Here is a 25,698-nt window from a genome sequence, read left to right on the forward strand (position 1 = left end):
ATTAAGAATCCATGTCACTTTGAGTGCCCACACAGATTGTCTGATAAATTGTTAAAGAGCAGTTGCAACGCGGCTTTCAGCTCACCGTTGCGAGGTCCCGTATATTACGTTTTCCTCATTCAGAGTCAAGCGATTATTTTCACTTTTCTCTGTTGGCGTTCATCTCTGAACCCCGCTAACCCGGCGGCCTGTAAGCCGTTGTTCCGTGTCAGTGGAGGCGCATTATAGGGAGTTCTCAGACGTTGACAACCCCTCTTTTAAAAAAAACTTTCAACCGTCTCTTTTTTGCTCAAAACCGTGCTACAGCGCCAGTTTTTCGAGCGTTTCAAAGCCATAACGGCGTAAAACGGGTAAAAGTTGCTCAGTCTCTTTCGTGATAGCCATGCAAAATGCGATATTTGCATCGGTAGATTTCGCATCCGGCGCTTCATGCTCCAGCAGCCAGGCCGTACGACGGGCGATCGCCGCACCAGAATCCACCAGCCGCGTCCCCTCCGGAAGCACTTCTAATAGCTCTTCCTGCAAGAGAGGGAAGTGGGTGCAGCCCAGCACAACCGTATCCGGTGGTTCGGGCATCCGCAGCCACGGACGAAGAATACGACGCAGCTCTTCGAGCGATACCGTCTCGCCGTGCAGTTTCGCTTCCGCCATCTCCACCAGCTCTGCGGAGCCAAGCATTGCAATCTGGCATTCGTTAGCAAAACGGTCGATCAGCTCGCGGGTATAAGGACGCTTCACCGTGCCACGCGTGGCCAGCAAGCCCACGATACCGTTCGCCGTCAGGCGCGCGGCAGGCTTTATGGCAGGAACAACGCCCACAACCGGGAACTGGAATTTCTCACGCAGGGCGGGAAGAGAAACGGTGCTCGCCGTATTACAGGCAATGACCGCCAGCGCAAGGGGATAGCGCTTTTGTACCGCGGTGACGATTTCAACCAAGCGCTCAACGATAAAGTCTTCACTCTTCTCCCCATACGGAAAAGCGACGTTATCGAAGGCGTAGATGTAATGGAGATCCGGCAGGAGATGCCGAATCTCATCGTAGACCGAAAGCCCACCGACGCCGGAATCAAACACCAGCACGGTAGGGCGCGGATTAGAAGGTGTAGCTGCCAGACAAGGTGTATTCCCGTCCTGCAGTTTGGTAGCCATAAACTGTCTCGTAATCTTTATCGAACAGGTTGGCTATTTTACCACGAACTGTGAGGTGTGAGGTGACCGGATATGAAACTGCGACATCCCACAGACTCACACCGCCCATTTTCACTTTTTCTGACGGATAAGAACCAAAATCAGTGTCGTAACGCGTGCCGAGATAGTGATACGTCAGGCTCCAGTCGAAATCATAGATCTGCGTATCGAGCTGATATTTCACCTGCTGCTTAGCACGACGGTCCAGAAGTTCGTTGGTCGCCGCATTGCGGGCATCCACATAGTCGTAGCCAACGGTATGCGTCAACGGACCTGTATCAAACGACGCCGTCGCTTCCACACCCTTAATGCGTGCTTTACCGACGTTGTAATATTCCTGAAGGTTATTATTGAAGTCGATGAGATTATCAACGTCATTACGATAGCCGGACACGCGCCAGCTCACGCCTGCCGTCAGGCCTTCAAACGCCCCTTCCCACTGCTTGGTCTCTTCTGGATCAAGATGGTCATTGCCATAGAAGCCATAGAGTTGACCCAGATTCGGGGCTTTATAGGCCGTACCATAAGAAGCAATGAAGCGGTAACCGTCCACGAACTCCCACGCTGCACTGCTTTGCCAGGTGCCATGGCGACCAAACTGAGAGTTGTCATCGCTGCGAACCGCCCCTTCCAGAGTGAAATCGCCCAGCTGCTGCAGCCCGGTCAGGTAGACGCCGGTGTTACGCAGGTTGTAGCCGTTGGTCACGTAGTTTGTACCCGGTTCGGTGCTCTGCTTCTGCCAGTCAACGCCCGCACCAATGTTCCCGTGCCCCACATCAACGGAGTTGAGCCACTGGACGTTGTACTGTTTGATTTCATCCAGCGTGGCCGTCGAATCGTAACGGCCCAAATTAGGGTCGTAGTTATAGTCTTTGCTGTGGCTATAGCTGGTGAGCAGCTGTGAATGGAAGATGTCCTCGTTGAAGCGTAATCCTGCGTCCCAGGTCTGGCTATAGAGCTGGCGGGTATCGACCAGTACGTCAGGGGTAAATGAGCTGTAGTAACCGTCATAGGCCGTACGGTTGCTGTAGCCAAAGCCGCGAACAAATCCGCTCCACTGGTCTGAGAATGCGTGCTCCACTGCACCGTAGAGCGTTTTATTCATAAATCCGTCGCGATCGGTCTGGGCAAGGCCACCATTGTTGCCGTCCGCAACCACATCGAAACCTTTGGTATAGGTGTAATCCCCCGCCAGCGTGACGCGCGTGCTGTCGCCCAGCGTTTGCTGGGTACTGCCGCCATAATTCTGGTAACCGTGCGACCCTACGCCGGCATTCAGCGTCGTACCGTCCTTCGCGCGAGTGGTAATAATGTTGACTACACCGCCAATCGCATCCGAGCCGTATACCGCCGAACGCGGTCCACGCACATATTCGATACGCTGCACCAGGGAGATCGGGAACTGGCTGAGATCGGACGACCCCGTGACGCCCGCCTGGTTAAGGCGAATGCCGTCAACGAGAATCAGGACGTGGCTGGAGTTGGTGCCACGGATAAAGAGAGAAGAGAGTTGCCCCATCCCGCCACTTTGCGCCGTGTCCACGCCGGGCAGGCGACGCATAACATCCAGCACCGAGGTTGATTGCCAGCGGTCAATATCGGCACGCGTAACCACCGACGTTGCTGCCAGAATAGTTTTTTCAGGTTGTTCAAAACGATTTGCCGTCACCACCAACGAGTCAGCGCTATCCTGCGCCCAGCCCGAAAATGCCGTGACGGACAGCGCCGTCAACAGCGATACTTTTTTAATCATTGTTAAAGCATCCACAATATAAGAAGGATGCCGCAGGCCTCATCTATAGCACGCGATGATGAAACCAAATGCGACGTGATCCCGGCAGGTCTTCGGGCTAGGTGGCGTTATACGGATGAAGACTTCCCATTTTCACAGTGTCTACAGCTCTCATCCCGCCAGTCTTTACCGCTGCGCGTCAGCTCCAGATTTTCATTGGATTCCCTTTTCACTCTCAGGAGACCGGAAACAGAATGCTACAATTAGACACGTATAGATGTCCAGACAGCTATTGGCCATTAAATCTGGACATCCCCTGAACAATCCCTACAATCCCCGCGTAATTCTTTATCACTCAGGACGCATCATGACCCCAGAACACCTCCCGACAGAACAGTACGACGCGCAGCTGGCCGAGAAAGTTGTCCGTCTGCAAAGTATGATGACGCCTTTCAACGCGCCCGTTCCCGAGGTGTTCCGCTCCCCTGTCAGCCACTACCGCATGCGCGCCGAGTTCCGCATCTGGCATGACGGCGACGACCTGTACCACATCATTTTTGATCAGCAGACCAAATCACGCATTCGCGTGGACAGCTTCCCGGCAGCGAGCGAGCTTATCAACCAGCTGATGACGCTGATCATTGAAGGCGTGCGCAACAATCAGGTGCTGCGCCACAAGCTGTTCCAGATTGACTATCTGACCACGCAAAGCAATCAGGCGATTGTCTCTCTGCTGTACCACAAAGCGCTGACCGACGAATGGCGCGAGCAGGCCGAAGCCCTGCGCGATACGCTGCGTGCGCAGAACATCAACGTGCACCTGATTGGCCGCGCGACAAAAACCAAAATCATGCTGGATCAGGATTACGTCGACGAGCGTCTGCCGGTGGCGGGTAAAGAGATGGTTTACCGTCAGGTGGAAAACAGCTTCACCCAGCCGAACGCCGCGATGAACGTGCAGATGCTGGAGTGGGCGCTGAAGGCGACGGAAGGGTCTAAGGGCGATCTGCTTGAGCTGTACTGCGGTAACGGCAACTTCTCGCTGGCGCTGGCGCGTAACTTCGAACGCGTGCTGGCAACGGAAATTGCCAAGCCGTCGGTAGCGGCCGCGCAGTACAACATCGCCGCTAATCATATCGATAACGTGCAGATCATTCGCATGGCGGCAGAAGAGTTCACCCAGGCCATGAAAGGTGTACGCCAGTTTAACCGCCTGGAAGGGATCGATTTGAAGAGCTATCAGTGTGAGACGATTTTTGTCGACCCGCCGCGCAGCGGCCTGGACAGCGAAACCGAGAAGATGGTGCAGGCGTACCCGCGTATTTTGTACATCTCCTGTAACCCGGAGACGCTGTGCAAGAATCTGGAAACATTAAGCCAGACGCACAAGGTTGAACGTCTGGCGCTGTTCGATCAGTTCCCGTATACACACCATATGGAGTGCGGTGTACTGCTCACGGCGAAGTAACTCGCCGGCGTTTTCGGCAGGTGGCGCTTCGCTTACCTGCCCTGCTCAGACCTCATTACTCTGGCAGTTGGCTCTTGCGGCTACGCATGCGCGAGCCAATCCAGAACACCAGCGCCACGGACAGTACCGCAGGGAAGAAGTTAGAGCCGATATCCGGATACTCCGCGCGCACCACGGTGCTATACAGCAATACGCCCAGAATAAAACAGGCAGCGGCCAGCCCCGGTAACCCAACCGGCATCGTACGGTTCAGGTAACGCTGATGCAGGCAGTAGACCGTCAGCACCAGCGCAATAAGCGGGAAAATCGAAAATGGCACGATGGAGCTAAAAATAGCGGCAAACGTGCCATTAATGGATAAGCCAGCGATCAATGCCAGCAACAGCGTCCCTTTATCCTGACCTGACTGTTTCATTACTCACCTTCACTCTTCGGTTTGATGTGCCAGTTTCTCTTGTTCACGGCGATACCAGTAGTACGCGCCTTTGGAGATCATCCTGAGCTGCAATACCAGTCGCTCTTCAAGCTGCTTGCGTTGTTCAATGCTGACGTCCAGCGCTTCGGCACCCGCGCTGAACACAATCGTCACCATCGCCTCGGCCTGTGCTTCAGTAAAGGCACGCGGCATATGGTTTTCGAGTTCAAGATAGTCGGCAAGTTCCGCGATGAAGTGTTGAATTTCCCGCGCGACGGCGGCACGAAACGCTGCCGATGTGCCCGAACGCTCGCGCAAAAGCAGACGAAACGCGTTGGGGTTATTGCCGATAAATTCCATAAACGTCGACACGGAGGTGCGGATCACGCTGCCGCCTTTGGCGATACGCTGACGCGCCTGGCGCATCAGCTGGCGCAGCATCAAACCGCTCTCGTCGACCATGGTCAGGCCCAGTTCATCCACATCACGGAAGTGACGATAGAAGGACGTTGGCGCAATCCCGGCCTCGCGTGCGACTTCGCGCAGGCTCAAACTGGCAAAACTCCGCTCAGCACTCAGTTGACTGAATGCGGCTTCCACCAGCGAACGCCGGGTTTTCTCTTTTTGTTGTGCTCTTACGCCCATCACGATAGTTGAATCCTTCCAAAGGCCTGATGGCACTATACCAGAGAATAAAATTAATCTGTTTGCTCAGCTTTGTGAATGATTGTTTACGTGCGGTTTGTGCTCCACTGCCGGAAAAAAGCACAACGATAATTGGGTTACCCTGGCAATGATGTTATGATTCTGTTGCTTTTATGTATAAGAACAGGTAAGCCTTGCCATGCCACATTCCTACGATTACGACGCAATAATTATTGGTTCCGGCCCCGGCGGCGAAGGTGCTGCTATGGGTCTGGTGAAACAGGGAGCCAGAGTAGCGGTCATCGAGCGCTACCATAATGTCGGCGGCGGTTGCACCCACTGGGGCACCATCCCATCGAAAGCCCTCCGCCACGCCGTTAGCCGCATTATCGAATTTAACCAGAACCCTCTTTACAGCGACCACTCCCGACTTCTTCGTTCCTCCTTTGCCGACATCCTGAATCACGCGGATACCGTCATTAACCAGCAGACGCGCATGCGTCAGGGCTTTTATGAGCGTAACCATTGTGAAATCCTGCAGGGCAACGCGCATTTTGTGGATGAACACACCCTGGCACTCGAATGCCACGACGGTTCGATTGAGACAATCACCGCTGAAAAATTTGTGATTGCCTGCGGTTCACGCCCTTACCATCCGGCCGACGTCGACTTCTCACACCCACGCGTCTACGACAGCGACTCCATTCTGAGCCTGCACCATGAACCCCGCCACGTCATTATCTATGGCGCAGGGGTCATCGGCTGCGAATATGCGTCGATCTTCCGCGGAATGGATGTTAAAGTTGACCTGATTAACACCCGCGACCGCCTGCTGGCGTTCCTCGATCAGGAAATGTCAGACTCCCTCTCCTACCACTTCTGGAACAGCGGCGTGGTGATTCGTCACAACGAAGAGTACGAGAAAATAGAAGGCTGCGATGACGGTGTGATCATGCACCTGAAGTCCGGTAAGAAGCTGAAAGCCGACTGCCTGCTGTACGCCAACGGCCGTACCGGCAATACCGATTCACTGCGGCTGGAAAATATCGGGCTTGAAACAGACAGCCGCGGTCAGCTGAAGGTCAACAGCATGTATCAGACCGCACTGCCGCACGTATACGCGGTGGGCGATGTAATTGGCTACCCGAGCCTGGCCTCCGCTGCTTACGATCAGGGCCGCATTGCCGCTCAGGCGCTGGTGAAAGGCGAAGCGACGGCGCATCTGATCGAAGATATCCCGACGGGGATCTACACCATTCCGGAAATCAGTTCCGTGGGAAAAACCGAGCAGCAGCTGACGTCAATGAAGGTGCCTTACGAGGTAGGTCGTGCCCAGTTTAAACATCTGGCGCGGGCGCAGATCGTGGGGATGAGCGTAGGTACGCTGAAAATTCTGTTCCATCGCGAGACGAAAGAGATCCTCGGGATTCACTGCTTTGGTGAACGCGCGGCGGAAATCATTCATATCGGCCAGGCAATCATGGAGCAGAAAGGTGGTGGTAACACCATTGAGTACTTCGTTAACACCACCTTTAACTACCCGACCATGGCAGAAGCCTATCGGGTAGCCGCGCTGAACGGCTTAAACCGCCTGTTTTAACGCGCTGTCGAAATGGCCATCCATCGCACCGCGGATGGCCTCTGCCAGCTGCTCATAGCGGCTGCGCAGCGGTGACCCTGGGCGATACACCAGGCCAATGGTGCGACGCGGCTCCGGCTTAATGCACGGCAGGTACACCACGCCATCACGCTTACGCTCGCGCGGTACGGCCAGCGCAGGCAGCAACGTAATACCGCTTCCCGCCGCCACCATATTACGCAGCGTTTCCAGACTGGTTGCGCGGAAGTGGGTATCTTCGTCAGCGCCCGCTTCGAAGCAGAAGCCCATCGCCTGATCGCGCAGGCAGTGACCGTCTTCCAGCATCAGCAGCTTTTCACCGGCCAGATCGGCCATCGGCACGCGATCGCGGTTCGCCCACGGGTGATCTTCATAGATCGCCAGCATCATCGGCTCATCGAACAGCGGTACTTCAATAAAGGCTTCACTCTCTTTTACCAGTGCCAGAATGGCGCAGTCGAGCTTGCCGCTGTCCAGCTGCGCCAGCAGCTGATGGGTTTGCGCTTCGTGCAGGTACATTTCGAGTTTCGGGAACGTCTGGTGCAGCATCGGAATGATGTGCGGTAACAGGTACGGGCCAACGGTTGGGATCAGGCCAATATGCAGCGGGCCGGACATGGCCTCTCCCTGCTGGCTTGCCATTTCCTTGAGCACTTTGACCTCGCGCAGCACGGTGCGCGCCTGATCCACCAGCAGAAGACCGGCCTGGGTGAACAGCACCTTACGGCTGGTGCGCTCCAGCAGCATCACGCCCAGCTCGTCTTCCAGCTTGCGGATCTGCCCGCTCAGCGTCGGCTGGCTGACGTGGCAGGAATCTGCCGCGCGGCGAAAGTGACGATGCTCGGCTAACGCTACCAGGTATTCAAGATCACGAATATTCATTATTCATCCTCCGTCGCCACGATAGTTCATGGCGATAGATAGCATAGCAACGAACGATTATCCCTATCAAGCATTCTGTTGAATAATACACCACATAGACGAGGCGGCACGTGTTTGACCCTTGACGTCCCCGCACCGTCAGCGAGTTTCTCTCAAAACTCGAACAACTAAAGCCAACGTGAACTTTTGCGGACCCCGTGGTCCGCTTTTTTTTTGCATAAACATAAAAAAGCCTGGCGCTAAGCCAGGCTCCGTTTTACTCCCTCTCCCTGTGGGAGAGGGCCTGGGTGAGGGCACCAGCCCGCACGGTTCAAACCAGCCGGTTTTTCGCATCCGCAATCGCCTGCGCCACCTGCTTCGGCGACACGCCGCCTTTCGCCGCACGTTTATCCAGGCAGGACTGCAGCGCCAGAATCGGGTACACATCCTCCCCGATCGCCGCGCTGAATTTTTGCAGGTCGGCAAGCGCCAGATCTTCCAGCGGTTTACCCTGACGAATCGCTTCCACCACCGCTTCGCCCACAATATGGTGCGCCTCGCGGAACGGTACGCCCTTCGCGACAAGGTAGTCCGCCAGTTCGGTAGAGTTGGCATAGCCCTGCTGCGCCGCTTCCTGGCAGCGCGGACGTTTCACCTGAATGCCGTCCAGCACCAGCGCGCCCATGTGCAGACAGTCCAGCCAGGTGTCGAGCGCGTCGAACAGCCCTTCCTTGTCTTCCTGCATATCTTTGTTATACGCCAGCGGCAGCCCTTTCAGGGTCATCATCATGCCGGTCAGCGCGCCCTGCACGCGACCGCACTTGCCGCGGATCAGCTCCAGCGCGTCCGGGTTTTTCTTCTGCGGCATCAGCGATGAGCCTGAGGTCACGCGATCGGACAGCTCAACGAAGCCCGCTTCGCCGGAGTTAAAGAAGATCAGGTCTTCGGCAAAGCGTGAAAGATGCACCATCCCGATAGAGGCATTGGAGAGCAGCTCCAGCACGTGGTCACGGTCAGATACGCTGTCCAGGCTGTTGCGGGTGGCGGAAGCAAAGCCCAGCCAGCCTGCCAGCTGTTCGCGGTCGATTTCATACGCCGTACCGGCCAGCGCGCCGCTGCCCAGCGGGCTGACGTCCAGACGCTTCAGGGTATCCTGCAGACGGCTTTCGTCACGCGCCAGCATCTCAACGTAGGCCAGACACCAGTGCGCAAAGGTCACCGGCTGCGCGCGCTGCAGGTGGGTATAACCCGGCATCACCGCGTCCTGATTGTTCTGCGCGGTTTCCACCAGCGCGCCCTGCAACTGACGATTTGCCGCCAGCAGTTCGCCAACGGTCTCTTTACACCACAGCTTCAGGTCGGTGGCGACCTGGTCGTTACGGCTACGGCCGGTGTGCAGCTTTTTACCCAGCTGGCCGACCTTGTCGATCAGTTTGCCTTCCACCCAGCTGTGAATATCTTCGGCATCGCTCTGCAGAATTTGCTGCGGATCCAGACGCACCTCTTCCAGCAGGTTGTTCAGCGCCTCTTCCAGCTGCTGCTGTTCGTCTGCGGTCAGTACGCCAACGGTCACCAGCGCTTTGGACCAGGCCACAGAGCCGACAATATCCTGTTCGGCCAGGCGGTAGTCGAAGCGCAAAGAGTCATTGAACTGTTTGAACCGCTGATCCGCTGCCTGTGTAAAACGCCCACCCCAAAGTGCCATAACATCGTTCCTTTATTCGTTAGTTCCGCCGGGTGGCGCTACGCTTACCCGGCCTACGGTCATTCATTAAAAACTTACGCTAAAATACGTGTGCCAATCGGCGTGCCGTTAAACAGCGCCGGCAATTGCTCCGCGTGACGCCAGGAGGCAATATCTACCGGACGGCCCAGCGTGCGCGCCGCATCCAGCGCGGCGTTCACTTTGACGATCATGCCGTCGGTAATAATGCCCTGAGCGATCAGCTGCTCGGCTTTGGCGGCGGTCATTTCCGCTATGCGCTGGCCTTTACCGTCAAGAATGCCGCTCACGTCGGAGAGCAGGATCAGGTCTGCGCCCAGCGTGGCCGCCAGCGCGGTTGCCGCCTGGTCCGCGTTAACGTTCATCAGCTCGCCCTCTTCGGTCACGCCGATAGAGCTCACCACCGGCAGGAAACCGCCTTCCAGCAGGGTGTTAATCAGCTTAGGCGAACCTGGCTGCGCCAGTCCAACATGGCCGAGCTCTTCGTCGAGCTGGGTCACTTTTACGCTATCACCGTCGCCCAGGTAGAGGCCAACGGACGCAATATGGTGTTTCTTCGCCCATGCCAGCAGCGTTTTGTTCGCCGTGCCCGCCAGCGCGCCGGTAATGATGTCAATCTGGTCAGCAGGCGTGACGCGCAGGCCATTTTTCTTTTTCACCGGCAGATTCAGCCCTTTCATCAGCTCATCCACCACGCAGCCGCCGCCGTGCACAATCACCAGCGGACGCTGGTGCGATTCGCGATAGTTCACCAGCGCGGTAAACAGGCGCTCCAGCGCTTCTTCGCTGTCCAGCAGTACACCACCGAGTTTGATAATTAATGGGTTCATCATCACACCTTAAATAAGAGCCTGCGTTTCAGGGAAGCCGAAACGAATATTTGCACACTGCATTGCCTGTGCGGCAGCGCCTTTGAGTAAGTTATCTTCTGCGGCGACCACAATCAGATGCTCGCCCTGTACGGCAAAGCCGATATCGCAGAACGGCAGGCCAACCACATTTTTGAGCGCCGGCACGCCTTTGTCGTACAGACGCACCAGCGGCTTATCCGCATACGCCTGCGTGAAGGCCTCGCTCACCTGCTCTTTCGTCACGCCCGACTTCAGGCGACAGGTGATGGTTTCGAGGATCCCGCGCGGGAAGCTGCCCAGGTGCGGGGTAAAAATCACCTCCGCGCCCAGATGGGTGGTGATTTCAGGATGATGGCGGTGATTAAACACGCCATACGGCTGAAGGCTCACTTCGCAGAAGCTGTTGGAGATAGCGGCCTTGCGCCCCGCACCGCTCACGCCGCTGGTGGCGTTGATCACCGGCCACTGGCTTAGATCCAGCAGACCGGCGTCGATCAGCGGCTTCAGGGAGAGCTGTGCCGCCGTCGGGTAGCAGCCCGGAACGGCAATCAGGTCCGCTTCTTTCAGTTTATCCGCACTCCACTCCGCCAGGCCGTACACCGCTTTTTCAAGCAGATCCGGATGCTGATGAGTGAAGCCGTAATATTTTTCGTAGAACGCGCCGTCGTTAACGCGGAACGCGCCGGAGAGGTCAAACACCACGCAGCCGGCCGCCAGGAACTGCGGCGCAAGGTCGTGGCTGACCTCGTGCGCGGTGGCTAAAAACACCACGTCGACGCCGTCGGTAAACTCGCTGATGTCAGACATCGGCTGCAGCGGCAGATCGACCATGCCCTTAAGCTGCGGATGCAAATCGGAAATTAACTTTCCTGCATCATTGCTTTGCGCTGACACGGTCAAAGCGGTTATGGTCATATGAGGGTGGCGATTTACGTAGCTTACAAGCTCTGCGCCCGCATAACCGCTAGCGCCTACAATCAGCGTATTCAACATCGGGTTCCTTTATGCTCAACGTTAATGTATTTTTATTCACATTTATTGCATGAATATTGATACTATCACGACCTAAGGTGTGTCAACAATGAAAATGAACTTACCGCCATTTATCGAGATCTACCGCGCCCTGATTGCCACACCGTCCATCAGTGCGACCGAAGAAGCGCTGGATCAGAGCAATGAGTCTTTAATCAATCTGCTGGCGGGTTGGTTTAGCGATCTTGGGTTTAACGTTGAGGTTCAGCCCGTCCCCGGAACACGCCACAAATTTAACCTGCTCGCCAGCACCGGAACCGGCGCGGGCGGCCTGCTGCTGGCCGGCCATACCGACACCGTACCGTTTGACGACGGCCGCTGGACGCGCGATCCGTTCACCCTGACCGAGCATGACAACAAGCTCTACGGTCTGGGCACCGCCGACATGAAAGGCTTCTTTGCCTTTATCCTCGACGCGCTGCGTGACGTGGACGTGACGAAGCTGAAAAAACCGCTCTACATTCTGGCAACCGCCGATGAAGAGACCAGCATGGCGGGCGCACGTTATTTCTCTGAAAACACGTCGATTCGTCCGGACTGCGCGATCATCGGTGAACCGACCTCTCTGCAGCCGATTCGTGCGCACAAAGGCCATATTTCTACCGCGGTGCGCGTGCTGGGCCAGTCCGGTCACTCCAGCGATCCAGCGCGCGGCGTGAACGCCATTGAGCTGATGCACGACGCCATTGGCCGCATTATGACCCTGCGCGACGACCTGAAAGAGCGGTATCACTACGAGGCATTCACCGTGCCGTATCCGACGCTGAACCTCGGTAGCCTGCACGGCGGCGATGCGTCCAACCGCATCTGCGCCTGCTGCGAACTGCATATGGATATCCGTCCGCTGCCGGGCATGACGCTGAGCGATCTGGATGGCCTGCTGAATGAAGCGCTGGCCCCGGTGAGCGAGCGCTGGCCGGGACGCCTGACAGTCTCCGAACTGCATCCGCCAATCCCGGGCTACGAATGCCCGCCAGACCACCAGCTGGTTCAGGTGGTGGAAAAACTGCTCGGCGAGAAAACCGACGTGGTGAACTACTGCACCGAAGCGCCTTTTATTCAAACGCTTTGCCCGACGCTGGTCCTCGGCCCTGGCTCCATTAATCAGGCCCACCAGCCGGATGAATATCTGGAAACCCGCTTCATCAAGCCCACCCGCGAGCTGATTACCCAGGTTGTGCATCACTTCTGCTGGCATTAAAACCGCACCGAAAAGTCCCCTCTCCCCGTGGGAGAGGGTTAGGGTGAGGGCAACAAATCGCATGATCACCGTCACATTTCCATAAGCATCTCTTATCTGACGCAATGCGAATTAAATTTCGTAAATTGCCCGCATTTATTCGTTTGCTGAACCGTTTTCGCAGCAATTGACGACGGGGGTTTTACGTGGCTTTATAAAGGGAGATGACAAAATAATGTCCAGAAGATTTTCGCCTGGGCATAAACAAAAATGATGGGGTGACTGGGTTTTTATGAACGAACAATATTCCGCGTTGCGTAGTAATGTCAGCATGCTCGGCAAAGTGCTTGGAGATACCATCAAAGACGCATTAGGGGAGAACATCCTCGACCGCGTTGAAACCATCCGCAAGCTGTCCAAATCTTCCCGTGCCGGTAACGAGGCCAGTCGTCAGGAGCTGCTCACCACCTTGCAGAACCTCTCTAACGATGAGCTGCTGCCCGTTGCCCGCGCCTTCAGCCAGTTCCTGAACCTGGCAAACACCGCTGAGCAATACCACAGCATTTCGCCAAACGGCGAAGCGGCCAGCAACCCGGAAGTCATTGCCCGCACCCTTCGTAAACTGAAAGACCAGCCAGACCTCAACGAAGCCACCATCAAAAAAGCGGTGGAGTCCCTTTCGCTGGAGCTGGTGCTGACCGCACACCCAACCGAAATCACCCGTCGTACGCTGATCCACAAGATGGTGGAAGTAAACAGCTGCCTGAAGCAGCTGGATAACAAAGACATTGCCGACTACGAGCGCAACCAGCTGATGCGCCGTCTGCGCCAGCTGATTGCCCAGTCCTGGCACACCGATGAAATTCGTAAGCATCGCCCAAGCCCGGTCGACGAAGCCAAATGGGGCTTTGCGGTGGTGGAAAACAGCCTGTGGGAAGGGGTACCAAACTACCTGCGCGAGCTGAACGAACAGCTGGAAGAAAACCTGGGCTATCGTCTGCCGGTAGACTTTGTGCCGGTGCGCTTCACCTCCTGGATGGGCGGTGACCGCGACGGCAACCCGAACGTGACCGCGGAAATCACCCGTCACGTCCTGCTGCTGAGCCGCTGGAAAGCGACCGACCTGTTCCTGAAGGATATTCAGGTGCTGATCTCCGAGCTGTCGATGGTTGAAGCGACGCCGGAACTGCGCGCGCTGGCCGGTGAAGAAGGTGCCAGCGAGCCGTACCGTTTCCTGATGAAAAAACTTCGCGGTCAGCTGATGGCCACCCAGGCGTGGCTGGAAGCGCGCCTTAAAGGCCAGCGCCTGCCGAAGCCGGAAGGTCTGCTGAGCCAGAACGAACAGCTCTGGGAGCCGCTGTACGCCTGCTATAAATCACTCCAGGCCTGTGGCATGGGCATCATCGCCAACGGCGAACTGCTCGATACCCTGCGCCGCGTGAAGTGTTTCGGCGTACCGCTGGTGCGTATCGACGTCCGTCAGGAAAGTACCCGCCATACTGAAGCCCTGGGCGAGCTGACCCGCTATCTCGGCATCGGTGACTATGAAAGCTGGTCAGAAGCCGACAAGCAGGCGTTCCTGATCCGCGAGCTGAACTCCAAGCGCCCTCTGCTGCCGCGCAACTGGGAGCCAAGCAACGACACCCGCGAGGTGCTCAACACCTGTAAAGCGATCGTCGATGCGCCGAAAGGATCGGTGGCCGCCTACGTGATCTCCATGGCGAAAACCCCGTCCGACGTGCTGGGCGTTCATCTTCTGCTGAAAGAAGCGGGCATCGACTACGCCCTGCCAGTCGCCCCGCTGTTTGAGACCCTCGACGACCTGAACAACGCCAACGACGTCATGACCCAGCTGCTTAACATCGACTGGTATCGCGGCTTTATTCAGGGCAAGCAGATGGTAATGATTGGCTATTCCGACTCCGCGAAAGATGCGGGCGTGATGGCGGCGTCCTGGGCGCAGTATCAGGCTCAGGATGCGCTGATCAAAACCTGCGAGAAAGCCGGTATTGAGCTGACCCTGTTCCACGGTCGCGGAGGCTCCATTGGCCGCGGTGGCGCGCCTGCTCACGCAGCGCTGCTCTCTCAACCGCCGGGAAGCCTGAAAGGCGGCCTGCGCGTGACCGAGCAGGGCGAGATGATCCGCTTCAAGTACGGCCTGCCGGAAGTGACCATCAGCAGCCTGTCGCTCTATACCAGCGCGATCCTGGAAGCGAACCTGCTGCCACCGCCGGAGCCAAAAGAATCCTGGTGCCGCATCATGGACGAGCTGTCAGACATCTCCTGCGATCTGTACCGCGGCTACGTGCGTGAAAACAAAGATTTTGTCCCTTACTTCCGCTCGGCCACGCCTGAACAGGAGCTGGGTAAACTGCCGCTGGGCTCGCGTCCTGCAAAGCGTCGCCCGACCGGTGGCGTTGAATCCCTGCGCGCCATTCCATGGATCTTCGCCTGGACGCAGAACCGCCTGATGCTGCCCGCCTGGTTGGGTGCCGGTGCCGCGCTGCAAAAAGTGGTGGAAGACGGCAAACAGAACGAACTGGAAACCATGTGCCGCGACTGGCCCTTCTTCTCTACCCGTCTGGGCATGCTGGAGATGGTCTTCTCGAAGGCCGACCTGTGGCTGGCGGAATACTACGACCAGCGGCTGGTGAAACCAGAGCTGTGGGCGTTGGGTAAAGAACTGCGCGAACTGCTGGAAGGCGACATCAAAGTGGTGCTGGACATCGCCAACGACTCGCACCTGATGGCGGACCTGCCGTGGATCGCCGAGTCAATCCAGCTGCGTAACATCTACACCGACCCGCTGAACGTTTTACAGGCTGAACTGCTGCACCGTTCGCGTCTGGCGGAAGAAGAAGGTAAAGAGCCGGATCCGCGCGTTGAACAGGCGCTGATGGTGACGATTGCGGGCGTTGCGGCGGGTATGCGTAACACTGGGTAATGCTTTATGCCGGGCAGGCGTTTTTAGCGCCGCCCGGCACGTTTCGGTAGTCTTCTCATGTATTCCGATATCACCCGAATTTTGGCTCACCTGGTGAACCGTACGTTACCGCTGGGCCAGATTCATTTCTCAGCGCTGGCTGAACAGCATCCCCGAACATCTCCCTGCCTCGTCATTACCCTTGCTACCCCCTGTGAGGCGATATTTTCATCCATTGGACACATCACGCTTCCACCGCCTAACGTCCTGAGCATACATTTCGGTAAGCAGCAGCTGACTCTCGATTTACAGCGTGACAACGCGCTTTTGCAGCAGCTGCAGGTTCCCCGGCGTGGCCCGCGAACGGGTGCTTTTCTTCTGCAAGCGCTCACAGAATTACAGATGCAGCCAGACGAGCAAGACACAGCCATGCTGGTGGTATTAAGCTTGCTCAGCCACTGCCGGGATCTGCTTGGCAGTGACATCCACACCGCTAACCGCAGCCGGGCGCTATTCGAAGCCGTTCGTAGCTATATCGAAGAAAATTACGCCTCTTCGTTAACGCGCGAATCCGTGGCACAGGCGTTCTACATCTCGCCGAATTACCTTTCCCATCTCTTTCAGAAGATCGGCCACGTGGGGTTCAACGAGTATCTGACACAAACGCGGCTGGAACATGCACGCCAGCTGCTGAAAGGCTACGATCTCAAAATTAAAGATATTGCCGCACGCTGCGGATTTCCTGACAGCAACTACTTTTGTCGCCTCTTTCGCAAGCACACCGAGCGTTCCCCTTCCGAATATCGTCGCCAGTACCACAGCCAGCTGATCGCCAAAAAGTAGCATTGTGATCGCTCTCTCACTTCTCTAAGGACATTACATTTGTCCAGTATTTGGCAAAATTGACCTGTATCAGCCGCGCCCAGGTCCACCGTATCCTTTATTCAACCTTTCTGACTTAAGGAAAAATAATGGAACTGTATCTGGATACCGCCAACGTGGCGGAAGTGGAACGCCTTGCCCGCGTCTTCCCCATCGCGGGCGTCACCACAAATCCGAGCATCATTGCCGCCAGCCGTGAATCCATCTGGGACGTGCTGCCGCGGCTGCAACAAGCCATCGGGCCGGCGGGCACGCTGTTTGCTCAAACCATGAGCCGCGACGCCGAAGGCATGGTGGCGGAGGCCAAACGCCTGAGTAATGCCATCCCGGGTATTGTGGTGAAAATTCCGGTCACCGCGCAGGGGCTTATCGCCATTAAAGGGCTGAAAAGAGAGGGTATTACCACGCTGGGCACCGCCGTTTACAGCGCCGCTCAGGGTTTACTGGCCGCTCTGGCAGGCGCGAAATACGTTGCGCCGTACGTCAACCGCGTCGACGCACAGGGCGGCGACGGTATTGGCATGGTACAGGAGCTGCAGTCCCTGCTGGAACTGCATGCGCCGGAAAGCATGGTGCTGGCTGCCAGCTTTAAAACACCGCGTCAGGCGCTGGACTGCCTGCTGGCCGGATGCGAGGCAATCACGCTCCCCTTAGACGTAGCGCAACAAATGCTCGGTACCCCAGCGGTAGAGTCGGCCATAGAAAAGTTCGAGCAGGACTGGAAAAACGCGTTTGGTAACCTCAATCTCTAAGGGAGAAGAGGTTCGCAAAAAAAAAACTCGATCGCCTGAAAAGCGGGTGACAGCTACGCCTTACCCCGCCTGGATGACTGGCAAAAAAATCCCCGCCGTGGCGGGGATTGCTTTTACTTCACGTCAAACCGATCCAAATCCATCACCTTCGCCCATGCGGCAACGAAGTCACGGACAAACTTCTCGTGCGCATCGCTGCTGGCGTAAACCTCGGCCAGCGCGCGCAGGACGGCGTTCGAACCGAAGACCAGGTCGGCGCGGGTCGCGGTGTATTTCACTTCACCGCTGGCGCGATCGCTACCGGCAAACAGCTCGTTTGAATCGTCGGTCGCTTTCCACTGGGTATTCATATCCAGCAGGTTCACGAAGAAGTCGTTGCTCAGCACGCCCTCGCGGCTGGTGAATACGCCATTCTTGCTGCCATCAAAGTTCGTGCCCAGCACGCGCAGGCCACCGATCAGCACCGTCAGCTCAGGTGCGGTCAGGGTCAGCTGCTGGGCCTTATCAATCAGCAATGATTCCGTCGTGGACACATCCACCTGCGCACGGTAGTTGCGGAAGCCGTCGGCAATCGGTTCGAGCAGGTTAAACATCTCGATATCCGTCTGATCCTGACGCGCATCCACACGGCCCGGCGTGAACGGCACGTTGACGTAAACGCCCGCGGCTTTCGCCGCCTGCTCAACGCCCACAACGCCCGCCAGCACGATGATATCCGCCAGCGAGGCTTTATTGGTGGTGCGCTGAATAGCTTCCAGAGCCGGTAACGCACGTACCGCCGCGGCGTTCACATCCCAGTCGCGCTGAGGCGCCAGCGCCAGACGCGCGCCGTTGGCGCCGCCGCGCTTGTCGCCACCGCGGAAGGTCGATGCAGACGCCCAAGCCACGGAAACCAGCTCGCTCACGGAGAGGCCAGAGGCCGCAATTTCCGCTTTCAGGCTTTCGATATCTTCCTGTGTCGGATGGAACACCGGCTGAGGCAGCGGATCCTGCCAAATCAGATCTTCTTTCGGCACTTCCGGGCCGATGTACCGCGCTTTTGGCCCCATATCACGGTGGGTCAGTTTGAACCACGCGCGCGCGAAGGCTTCGTTAAAGGCCTGCGGATCGTTCAGGAAGCGACGGGAAATTTTCTCGAATTCCGGGTCGAAACGCAGCGTCAGGTCGGTGACCAGCATGGTTGGCTTACGTTTTTTCGACGGGTCAAACGGGTCTGGCATGATTTCCGGCGCATCCACGGCTTCAAACTGAATCGCACCTGCCGGGCTGCGGGTCTGCACCCATTCGTATTTGAACAGGTTCTCGAAGAAGTAGTTGCTCCACTGGGTCGGAGTTTGCGACCAGATGACTTCCAGCCCGGAGGTGATGGCGTCAGCGCCAATACCGGTGCCGTGCGTGCTGGCCCAGCCTAAGCCCTGCGCTTCAATCGGCGAGGCTTCCGGATCGGTGCCTACATGCGTAGCTTCACCCGCGCCGTGGGTTTTACCGAGCGTATGGCCGCCAGCAATCAGCGCGACGGTCTCTTCGTCGTTCATACCCATGTTGCCAAAGGTGGCGCGGATTGCCGCAGCCGCAGACAGCGGTTCACCGCTGGCGTTTGGCCCTTCCGGGTTCACGTAAATCAGCCCCATTTCGGTGGCCGCCAGCGGGCGCTTCGCCAGTGCTTCCGGGTCACGGTGGGTCAGCCAGGCTTTTTCATCACCCCAGTTCACGTCCAGATCCGGTTCCCAGACGTCTTCACGACCGGCGCCAAAACCAAAGGTGCGGAAGCCGGAGTTCTCCAGCGCCACGTTACCCGCGAGAATAAACAGGTCGGCCCAGGAGATTTTTTGTCCGTATTTTTGCTTGATTGGCCACAGCAGGCGGCGCGCTTTATCCAGGCTGACGTTATCAGGCCAGGAGTTCAGCGGCGCAAAGCGCTGTTGGCCGCGTCCGGCGCCGCCGCGTCCGTCAACGGAGCGGTAAGTACCGGCACCGTGCCAGGCCATGCGAATAAACAGACCCGCGTAGCTGCCCCAGTCGGCAGGCCACCACGGTTGAGAATCGGTTAACAGGGCTTTGAGATCGCCCTTGAGGGCGGAATAGTCGAGCTTGCTGAATTCTTTGCGGTAGTCGAAGTCTTCACCCAGAGGGTTCGAACGGTTGGAATGTTGGTTTAGAAGATCGATGCGGAGTTGTTTAGGCCACCACTCTTTGCTGCCGGTACCTGCGCCCGCGCTGTGATCGACGCCGCCCTGATGGAACGGACATTTGCCGGCGGATGCCGCGTTATTGGTCTCGTCTGACGTGCTCATCGCTATGCTCCCTTTACAGTGATACCGTTACGATATACACCACTAGCAATAAGATATAGTTGAATTAATCCACAGATTCGATAGTTAATACCTTTTAACTTTTTATATGATTAAAAAGCCCTCACTTTATGAGGGCTTTTTGCTGATTACGCCGGACGAACGCCCAGCGTATGACAAATGGCGTAGCTCATCTCCGCGCGGTTAAGCGTGTAGAAGTGGAAGTCCTTCACCCCTTCGCGGCTTAAGATCTTCACCATGTCCATCGCGATATTGGCCCCCACCAGCTTGCGGGTTTCCGCGTCATCGTCCAGCCCTTCGTACATTTTGGACATCCACAGCGGAATGCGAACGTTGGTCATATCGGCGAACTTCTTCGCCTGTTTGAAGTTAGAGACTGGCAGAATGCCCGGGATAATTTCGACGTCGATACCTGCCGAGACGCAGCGGTCGCGGAAGCGCAGATAGCTTTCCACGTCAAAGAAGAACTGGGTGATGGCGCGGTTGGCACCGGCCTCCACCTTACGCTTCAGGTTAAGCAAATCCGCCTGGGCGCTTTTCGCTTCCGGGTGGACTTCAGGGTAGGCGGCCACGGAAATATCAAAATCAGCAACGTCTTTCAGCAGCGCGACCAGATCGGTAGCGTACATGTCCGGCTTGCCGCTTCCCGGCGGCAGATCGCCACGCAGGGCAACGATATGGCGAATCCCGTTGTTCCAGTAGTCCTGGGCAATGGCGCGCAGCTCATCGCGGGTGGCGTCAATACAGGTCAGATGCGGCGCTGCTTCCAGACCGGTACGATCTTTGATGCCTTTAATAATGCTGTGCGTACGGTCACGCTCGCCGGAGTTGGCGCCGTAGGTCACGGAGACAAACTTCGGCTTCAGGCTGCTCAGGCGATCGATAGAGCTCCACAGGGTTTGCTCCATTTCACTGGTGCGCGGCGGGAAAAATTCAAAAGAGACGTTAATCTGGCCGTTTACTTCGGCCAGGCTCTGATTCAGTGCTTCCCGCTGGTTGGCGTGAAAAAAGCTCATACCTTACCTCTATCTTTCGCGTGTCATTGTCTGTTGTGTTGTGAACTTCTATACGTTTAGACGTCCAGATGTAAAAATGACGGAAAAGCGGCGTGACGTCAACAGAAATAATCACAATAACGGTGAGGTTTGCTCAGGGAAGATGAAGGGAGTTCATGATGAGGGTGAGCGCGGTCTGATGCCCTCACCCTAACCCTCTCCCTGTGGGCTGAGGGATCCCCACAAAATAATACCAGCACGGACGACCCCCTCTCCCTTGAGGGAGAGGGCTGGGGTGAGGGGGAACATACGGCTCTGGTGGTCATTCCGTTCACTTTATGTTCCTTGCTACTCTGTAAGGACATGACCTGTGAACGTGCCAGGGCGGCTCAATCGCCGCTTCGCGGTGCCTTCGGCTTATTCCTTCCGGCTTGTCGGGGGCGGGCGGAGGTAACGTCCCTGTAAAGCCCGCCCTCTCGGCGCATCCATGCGCCTCGCCCCGGCCTACAGGAAACGCCTCAGCGATTTACAGCCGGACCAGGACATCGCTGTTAGTTATTCATTTCTCTGAAGCAATGTTCATCGCTTCAGGAAAAAATTACTGGGGATTCCTCAGCCCACAGGGAGAGGGAAATTCACTTTTTACAGCAGCTTAGCCAGACGGTTAATATCGGACTGGATAGCCCCAGCGGTGACATCGCGCCCCGCGCCCGGGCCGCGGATCACCAGCGGGTTATCGCGGTACCAGCGGCTTTCAATGGCGAAGACGTTATCGCACGGCAGCAGGGCCGCCAGCGGATGGTCAGGACGCACCGCCTCGACACCCACACGCGCCTTACCGTTCGCCTCGAAACGCGCCACGTAGCGCAGCACCAGCCCCATCTCGTTTGCCGCTTCCAGACGTTGCACCATCTGGTCATTCAGCTCGTCGCCGTTTTCGAAGAAGTGGTCTACAGAACCTTCTTCGCAGCCCGCAGGCACCAGCGACTCGACGCGTACGGAATCCGGCTCGATGTCATAACCGGCTTCACGCGCCAGGATCACCAGCTTGCGCATCACGTCTTTACCGGAGAGGTCAACGCGCGGATCGGGCTCGGTTAAGCCCTGCTGCCACGCCTGATCCACCAGGTCGGTGAACGGTACGGTGCCGTCAAACTGCAGGAACAGCCAGGAGAGCGTGCCGGAGAAGATCCCGCTCAGCGCCAGAATGCTGTCGCCGCTTTCAATCAGGTCACGCACGGTATGGTTAACCGGCAGGCCCGCGCCAACGGTGGCATTATAGAGCCAGTGGCGGCCCGTTTTTTCAAACGCGTCGTGGATCTGACGGTATTTATCGGTGCTGCTCGCCCCCGCCAGCTTGTTGGCGCTGATGACGTGGAAACCGTGGCTGGCGAAATCCAGATACTGATCGGCAAGCTGTTCGCTGGCGGTGACGTCCAGCACCACCAGATCGTCATACGGGTGCGCGCGCATCCACAGGAACAGCGACTCTTCATCCTGCTCAACCGCTTCATCGTTAAAGAAGGCAAGCGCCCGGCTGGCATCCAGCCCTTCGTAGTTCAGCAGGCTGCGGCGGCTATCCACCACGCCCGCAAGAATAAATTCAAACCCGGTACGCGCCGAAAGCGTGACCTGTTCGCGGGCGAACAGCTCCAGCCAGCGGGAACCGATGTTACCCTTGCCAAACAGCACCAGGCCGATGCGTTTTTCCGCGCGGAACAGCGAGGTGTGCAGACCCTGAATCAGGCTTTCGGTTGGGCCTTTACGCAGCACGGCGACCAGGCTGATGCCCTCTTCCGACTGCCAGGTGAACTCCACCGGCTGGCCCTTCAGCTGCTGCCAGAAGCGGTGGCAGTGCAGCGGGTTTCGGGTGACGCCCGCGCCGACCATCGCCACCAGCGCCAGCCCCTGACGCAGGCGAAGCTCGCCCGGCAGGCCCGCTTCGTCGAGAATTTTCAGCGCGCTGTCCGCCACTTCGGCGGTATAGCAGAACTGCAGCAGCTGACGATCGTTATGCACGCCAACGGCCAGCGGACGCACCTGGGCGCGCTTCAGGATCGTGTCGATATCTTTATGCGCCAGCCTGAAGTCCTGACCCGCAGGGACCTGGAACTCAATCAGGCAGATGTCGTCGTGGCTGGTGACAATGCGCGCGCCCGTGCCGGACGCCAGCACGCGCTCAATGCGCGTGGACCCCTGATCCGGCGTATAGCTACAGCGCAGCTGCAGGTCAATATCGCTGCCGGAAACCGGCTGCAGCGTGCGCGCGTGCAGAACCGGTGCCGCCAGACGCGCCAGCTCGCTGGCTTCGTCGAGACGCAGCAACGGAAGCAGGCAGGCATCTTTCACTTTACGCGGGTCCGCGCTGTAGACACCGGCCACGTCGCTCCAGATGGTAACGCGGGACACGCCCGCCAGGGCACCAATCTGCGTTGCCGAGTAGTCCGAACCGTTACGACCCAGCAGCACGGTTTCACCGGCGTTGCTGCGGCTGATAAAGCCGGTGACGACAATACGTTTGCCCGGATGCTGCACCAGCAGCTGTTGCAGCAGCGGATAGGACAACCCTTCGTCCACCTGCGGCTGCGCGGCGCGTTCCGCACGCAGGAAATCACGCGCGTCGAGCCAGGCCGCGTCCACGCCCAGGTGTTGCAGCACGGCGGCCATCAGGCGCGCGGACCACACTTCACCGTGGCCCACCACTTCGGCATACACCGCGTCGGTAATCCCGCTGTCCAGCAGAGCAGCCAGACGCTCAAGGTCATGCGTGAAGGCGCTGATCAGCCCGTCCGCCACGTCCGCAGGCAGCAGGCCGGCAATCAGCTCGCTCTGGTAACGACGTAAGGACTGTTGCACCTGATGCGCAGAAAGGCGATCGGTCTGGCTCAGTTTCAGCCAGCTAATCAACTGGTTGGTGGTGCTGCCCGCCGCCGAGACAACCATCATGTCACCCGGCTGTGAATATTCGGTCATGATCCCTGCGACGCGCAGATAACATTTCACATCAGCAAGACTACTACCACCAAACTTGTGCAGCTGACGACCCTTCGCCCCTGCCTGCGCTATCACACTCATGATTACCCCTTGGCTGCGACCCGGAAGCCATTTTCCAGATCGGCAATTAAATCTTCAGAATCTTCAATACCGGTCGAGATACGCAGCAGCGTCTCGGAAATCCCGGCGGCGGCACGTGCTTCCGGTGCCATACCTGCGTGCGTCATGGTCGCGGCGTGGGAGATCAAGCTTTCAACCCCACCTAAGGATTCCGCCAGCGTAAACAATGACAGCCCGCTCAGGAAGCGACGCAGCGTTTGCTCGTCACCGTCCAGTTCAAAACTTAACATCGCGCCAAATCCCTTCTGCTGGCGCGCGGCAATCTCATGCCCCTGGTTTTCCGGCAGCGACGGGTGATAAAGCTTCTTCACCAGCGGCTGGGTTTTCAGGAAATCGACAATCGCCTGGGCATTACGCTGCGCCACGTCCATGCGCGGCGACAGCGTGCGGATGCCGCGCAACAGCAGGTAGCTGTCGAACGCGCCCGCGGTGACGCCGATATTATTAGCCCACCATGCCAGTTCCGTGACAACGTCGGGATCTTTTGCAATCACCACGCCCGCCACCACGTCAGAATGACCGTTCAGATATTTGGTGCATGAATGCAATACCAGATCCGCACCCAGTGCTAACGGGTTCTGAAGGGCCGGACTGAGGAAGGTATTATCCACTACACTTATCGCTCCCGCATCCCTTGCGAGCTGACAAATTTTCGCAATGTCGACAACGCGCAACAATGGGTTGCTTGGACTTTCCACCAGAACCAGCTTCGGCTTCTCTGCCAGCGCCTGTTTCAGCGCCTGTTCGTCGTTTTGATCGACAAACAGCACGCGGTAGCAGCCGCGCTTTGCCAGGCTGTCAAACAGACGATAGCTGCCGCCGTAACAGTCGTGCGGCGCAACCAGCAGATCGCCAGGCTTCAGGAACACCGTGGTCACCAGGTGAATGGCAGACATACCGGTATTGGTTAATACCGCACCCGCGCCGCCTTCCAGTTCCGCCAGCGCGCGCTGGGTTACATCACGCGTAGGGTTGCCGCGACGCGAGTAGTCATGCGCGCGCGGTTCATTAAATCCGGTGAAATTGTAGGTGCTGGAAAGATGAATGGGCGGGACAACGCAGCCGTACTGCTCGTCATCATTTAATCCGCTACGCACTGCGATCGTGGCCTGTTTACGCGTCATGGTGAGGGCTTCCTGGCGAATGAGGTGAAAAGTCAGCCACCAGAGTAAACATTGAAAGTATGGACGTCAATACATCTGGACATCTAAACTTCTTTGCGTATAGATTGAGCAATGCGCAAATAGCCGTTAAAATTATATGCTTTAGTGCACGCTGCAGCGGCAATATCCGTGCCACGGTATCGTCTCTACGGTAAACTACGCAAGATTACGGTTCAAAACGGGCAGTGACCGGTTTGCACCTTTAGATTAATGACTGAGAGGATTAAAGGTATCTCATGGCTGAATGGAGCGGCGAATATATCAGCCCATACGCTGAGCACGGTAAGAAGAGTGAGCAAGTAAAGAAAATTACGGTTTCCATTCCTCTGAAGGTGTTGAAGATCCTCACCGATGAACGTACGCGTCGTCAGGTGAACAACCTGCGTCACGCGACCAACAGCGAACTGCTGTGCGAAGCGTTCCTGCATGCGTTTACCGGCCAACCGTTGCCGAACGATGACGATCTGCGCAAAGAGCGTAGCGATGAAATCCCGGAAGAGGCGAAGGTGATCATGCGTGAACTGGGTATTGACCCGGAGACGTGGGAATACTGAGAAGCGGATACAAAAAAGGCACCTTGCGGTGCCTTTTTTTCGGGAAACTTATTTAGCGCCCGGGATGCTGAAACGCTTGTTGAAGCGGTCAACACGGCCACCGGTTGCAACATCACGCTGCTTACCAGTGTAGAACGGGTGGCATTTGCCGCACACGTCCAGGTTCAGATCGTGACCCACGGTAGAGCGGATCTGGATAGAGTTACCGCAAGAGCAGTTTGCAGTAATCATTTCGTATTTCGGGTGAATATCTTTTTTCATGGGAGAACCTCAGTTAAGGCCGCGTC

The 25,698-nt window shown here is 57.1% G+C and carries 20 protein-coding genes and 1 riboswitch; of the genes, 7 read left to right on the top strand and 13 right to left on the bottom strand.

The window, feature by feature from the left end:
* Positions 1–300: 300 nt before the first annotated feature.
* Entirely contained in the window at positions 301–1,152 is an 852-nt protein-coding gene (gene murI, locus IB212_RS22385) for a glutamate racemase (protein ID WP_188246103.1), read from the bottom strand.
* A complete protein-coding gene (gene btuB / locus IB212_RS22390) occupies positions 1,097–2,944 on the bottom strand; it encodes a TonB-dependent vitamin B12 receptor BtuB (RefSeq protein WP_041911810.1) in 1,848 nt (615 codons plus the stop codon). Before btuB ends, murI begins: the two co-directional genes overlap by 56 nt.
* Before the next feature lie 65 nt (positions 2,945–3,009).
* Positions 3,010–3,186: riboswitch (cobalamin riboswitch) on the bottom strand.
* A gap of 104 nt (positions 3,187–3,290) precedes the next feature.
* Here btuB and trmA point away from each other — a divergent pair.
* Positions 3,291–4,391, top strand: a complete 1,101-nt coding sequence (trmA, locus tag IB212_RS22395) for a tRNA (uridine(54)-C5)-methyltransferase TrmA (RefSeq protein ID WP_041911809.1) — start codon at positions 3,291–3,293, stop codon at positions 4,389–4,391.
* Positions 4,392–4,446: 55 nt separating this feature from the next.
* Here trmA and IB212_RS22400 read toward each other — a convergent pair whose 3' ends face one another.
* On the bottom strand, positions 4,447–4,806 hold the full coding sequence (locus IB212_RS22400; RefSeq protein ID WP_008501783.1) for a YijD family membrane protein: 360 nt from the start codon (positions 4,804–4,806) through the stop codon (positions 4,447–4,449).
* Positions 4,807–4,815: 9 nt separating this feature from the next.
* Entirely contained in the window at positions 4,816–5,454 is a 639-nt protein-coding gene (fabR, locus tag IB212_RS22405) for an HTH-type transcriptional repressor FabR (RefSeq protein WP_008501784.1), read from the bottom strand.
* A gap of 196 nt (positions 5,455–5,650) precedes the next feature.
* Here fabR and sthA point away from each other — a divergent pair, with 196 nt between their 5' ends.
* Positions 5,651–7,051, top strand: coding sequence for a Si-specific NAD(P)(+) transhydrogenase (sthA, locus tag IB212_RS22410; RefSeq protein ID WP_041911808.1), 1,401 nt, complete (start codon positions 5,651–5,653; stop codon positions 7,049–7,051).
* On the opposite strand, the gene oxyR is transcribed toward sthA, so the two are convergent.
* The 4 genes from oxyR to argC form a co-directional block, all read right to left on the bottom strand.
* Positions 7,034–7,951, bottom strand: coding sequence for a DNA-binding transcriptional regulator OxyR (oxyR, locus tag IB212_RS22415; protein ID WP_025758848.1), 918 nt, complete (start codon positions 7,949–7,951; stop codon positions 7,034–7,036). The genes sthA and oxyR overlap by 18 nt on opposite strands.
* Before the next feature lie 310 nt (positions 7,952–8,261).
* Positions 8,262–9,635 carry an argininosuccinate lyase gene (argH, locus tag IB212_RS22420; protein ID WP_041911807.1) on the bottom strand — a complete coding sequence of 458 codons (1,374 nt, stop codon included), beginning with the start codon at positions 9,633–9,635 and terminating at the stop codon, positions 8,262–8,264.
* Positions 9,636–9,709: 74 nt separating this feature from the next.
* A complete protein-coding gene (gene argB / locus IB212_RS22425; protein ID WP_098946274.1) occupies positions 9,710–10,486 on the bottom strand; it encodes an acetylglutamate kinase in 777 nt (258 codons plus the stop codon).
* Positions 10,487–10,492: 6 nt separating this feature from the next.
* Positions 10,493–11,497, bottom strand: coding sequence for an N-acetyl-gamma-glutamyl-phosphate reductase (gene argC, locus IB212_RS22430; RefSeq protein WP_041911806.1), 1,005 nt, complete (start codon positions 11,495–11,497; stop codon positions 10,493–10,495).
* An 88-nt stretch (positions 11,498–11,585) separates the two neighbouring features.
* On the opposite strand from argC, the gene argE reads away from it, so the two are divergent.
* The 4 genes from argE (at position 11,586) to fsa (ending at position 17,273) form a co-directional block, all read left to right on the top strand.
* Positions 11,586–12,737, top strand: coding sequence for an acetylornithine deacetylase (argE, locus tag IB212_RS22435; RefSeq protein ID WP_028014830.1), 1,152 nt, complete (start codon positions 11,586–11,588; stop codon positions 12,735–12,737).
* 271 nt (positions 12,738–13,008) lie between these two features.
* Positions 13,009–15,660: a phosphoenolpyruvate carboxylase gene (gene ppc / locus IB212_RS22440; protein WP_041911805.1), complete on the top strand. Its 2,652-nt coding sequence runs from the start codon at positions 13,009–13,011 to the stop codon at positions 15,658–15,660.
* A gap of 57 nt (positions 15,661–15,717) precedes the next feature.
* Positions 15,718–16,482, top strand: a complete 765-nt coding sequence (locus IB212_RS22445; RefSeq protein ID WP_041911804.1) for an AraC family transcriptional regulator — start codon at positions 15,718–15,720, stop codon at positions 16,480–16,482.
* 128 nt (positions 16,483–16,610) lie between these two features.
* On the top strand, positions 16,611–17,273 hold the full coding sequence (fsa, locus tag IB212_RS22450; protein WP_041911803.1) for a fructose-6-phosphate aldolase: 663 nt from the start codon (positions 16,611–16,613) through the stop codon (positions 17,271–17,273).
* A gap of 113 nt (positions 17,274–17,386) precedes the next feature.
* Here the strand turns inward: fsa and katG are convergent, their stop codons facing one another.
* The 4 genes from katG to metB form a co-directional block, all read right to left on the bottom strand.
* Positions 17,387–19,567 carry a catalase/peroxidase HPI gene (katG, locus tag IB212_RS22455; RefSeq protein WP_041911802.1) on the bottom strand — a complete coding sequence of 727 codons (2,181 nt, stop codon included), beginning with the start codon at positions 19,565–19,567 and terminating at the stop codon, positions 17,387–17,389.
* Positions 19,568–19,713: 146 nt separating this feature from the next.
* Positions 19,714–20,601 (bottom strand): methylenetetrahydrofolate reductase, encoded by an 888-nt coding sequence (gene metF, locus IB212_RS22460; RefSeq protein ID WP_041911801.1) that lies wholly within the window; start codon positions 20,599–20,601, stop codon positions 19,714–19,716.
* A gap of 621 nt (positions 20,602–21,222) precedes the next feature.
* Complete coding sequence (locus IB212_RS22465; protein ID WP_041911800.1) at positions 21,223–23,655, bottom strand: bifunctional aspartate kinase/homoserine dehydrogenase II; 2,433 nt, start codon at positions 23,653–23,655, stop codon at positions 21,223–21,225.
* A gap of 2 nt (positions 23,656–23,657) precedes the next feature.
* A complete protein-coding gene (metB, locus tag IB212_RS22470) occupies positions 23,658–24,818 on the bottom strand; it encodes a cystathionine gamma-synthase (protein ID WP_021242813.1) in 1,161 nt (386 codons plus the stop codon).
* 275 nt (positions 24,819–25,093) lie between these two features.
* On the opposite strand from metB, the gene metJ reads away from it, so the two are divergent.
* Positions 25,094–25,411 (top strand): met regulon transcriptional regulator MetJ, encoded by a 318-nt coding sequence (metJ, locus tag IB212_RS22475; protein ID WP_003862042.1) that lies wholly within the window; start codon positions 25,094–25,096, stop codon positions 25,409–25,411.
* A 48-nt stretch (positions 25,412–25,459) separates the two neighbouring features.
* Here metJ and rpmE read toward each other — a convergent pair whose 3' ends face one another.
* Entirely contained in the window at positions 25,460–25,672 is a 213-nt protein-coding gene (gene rpmE, locus IB212_RS22480; protein WP_003862040.1) for a 50S ribosomal protein L31, read from the bottom strand.
* Positions 25,673–25,698 lie beyond the last annotated feature (26 nt).

This window comes from Enterobacter sp. E12, assembly GCF_014596715.2.
Taxonomy (GTDB): domain Bacteria; phylum Pseudomonadota; class Gammaproteobacteria; order Enterobacterales; family Enterobacteriaceae; genus Enterobacter; species Enterobacter bugandensis.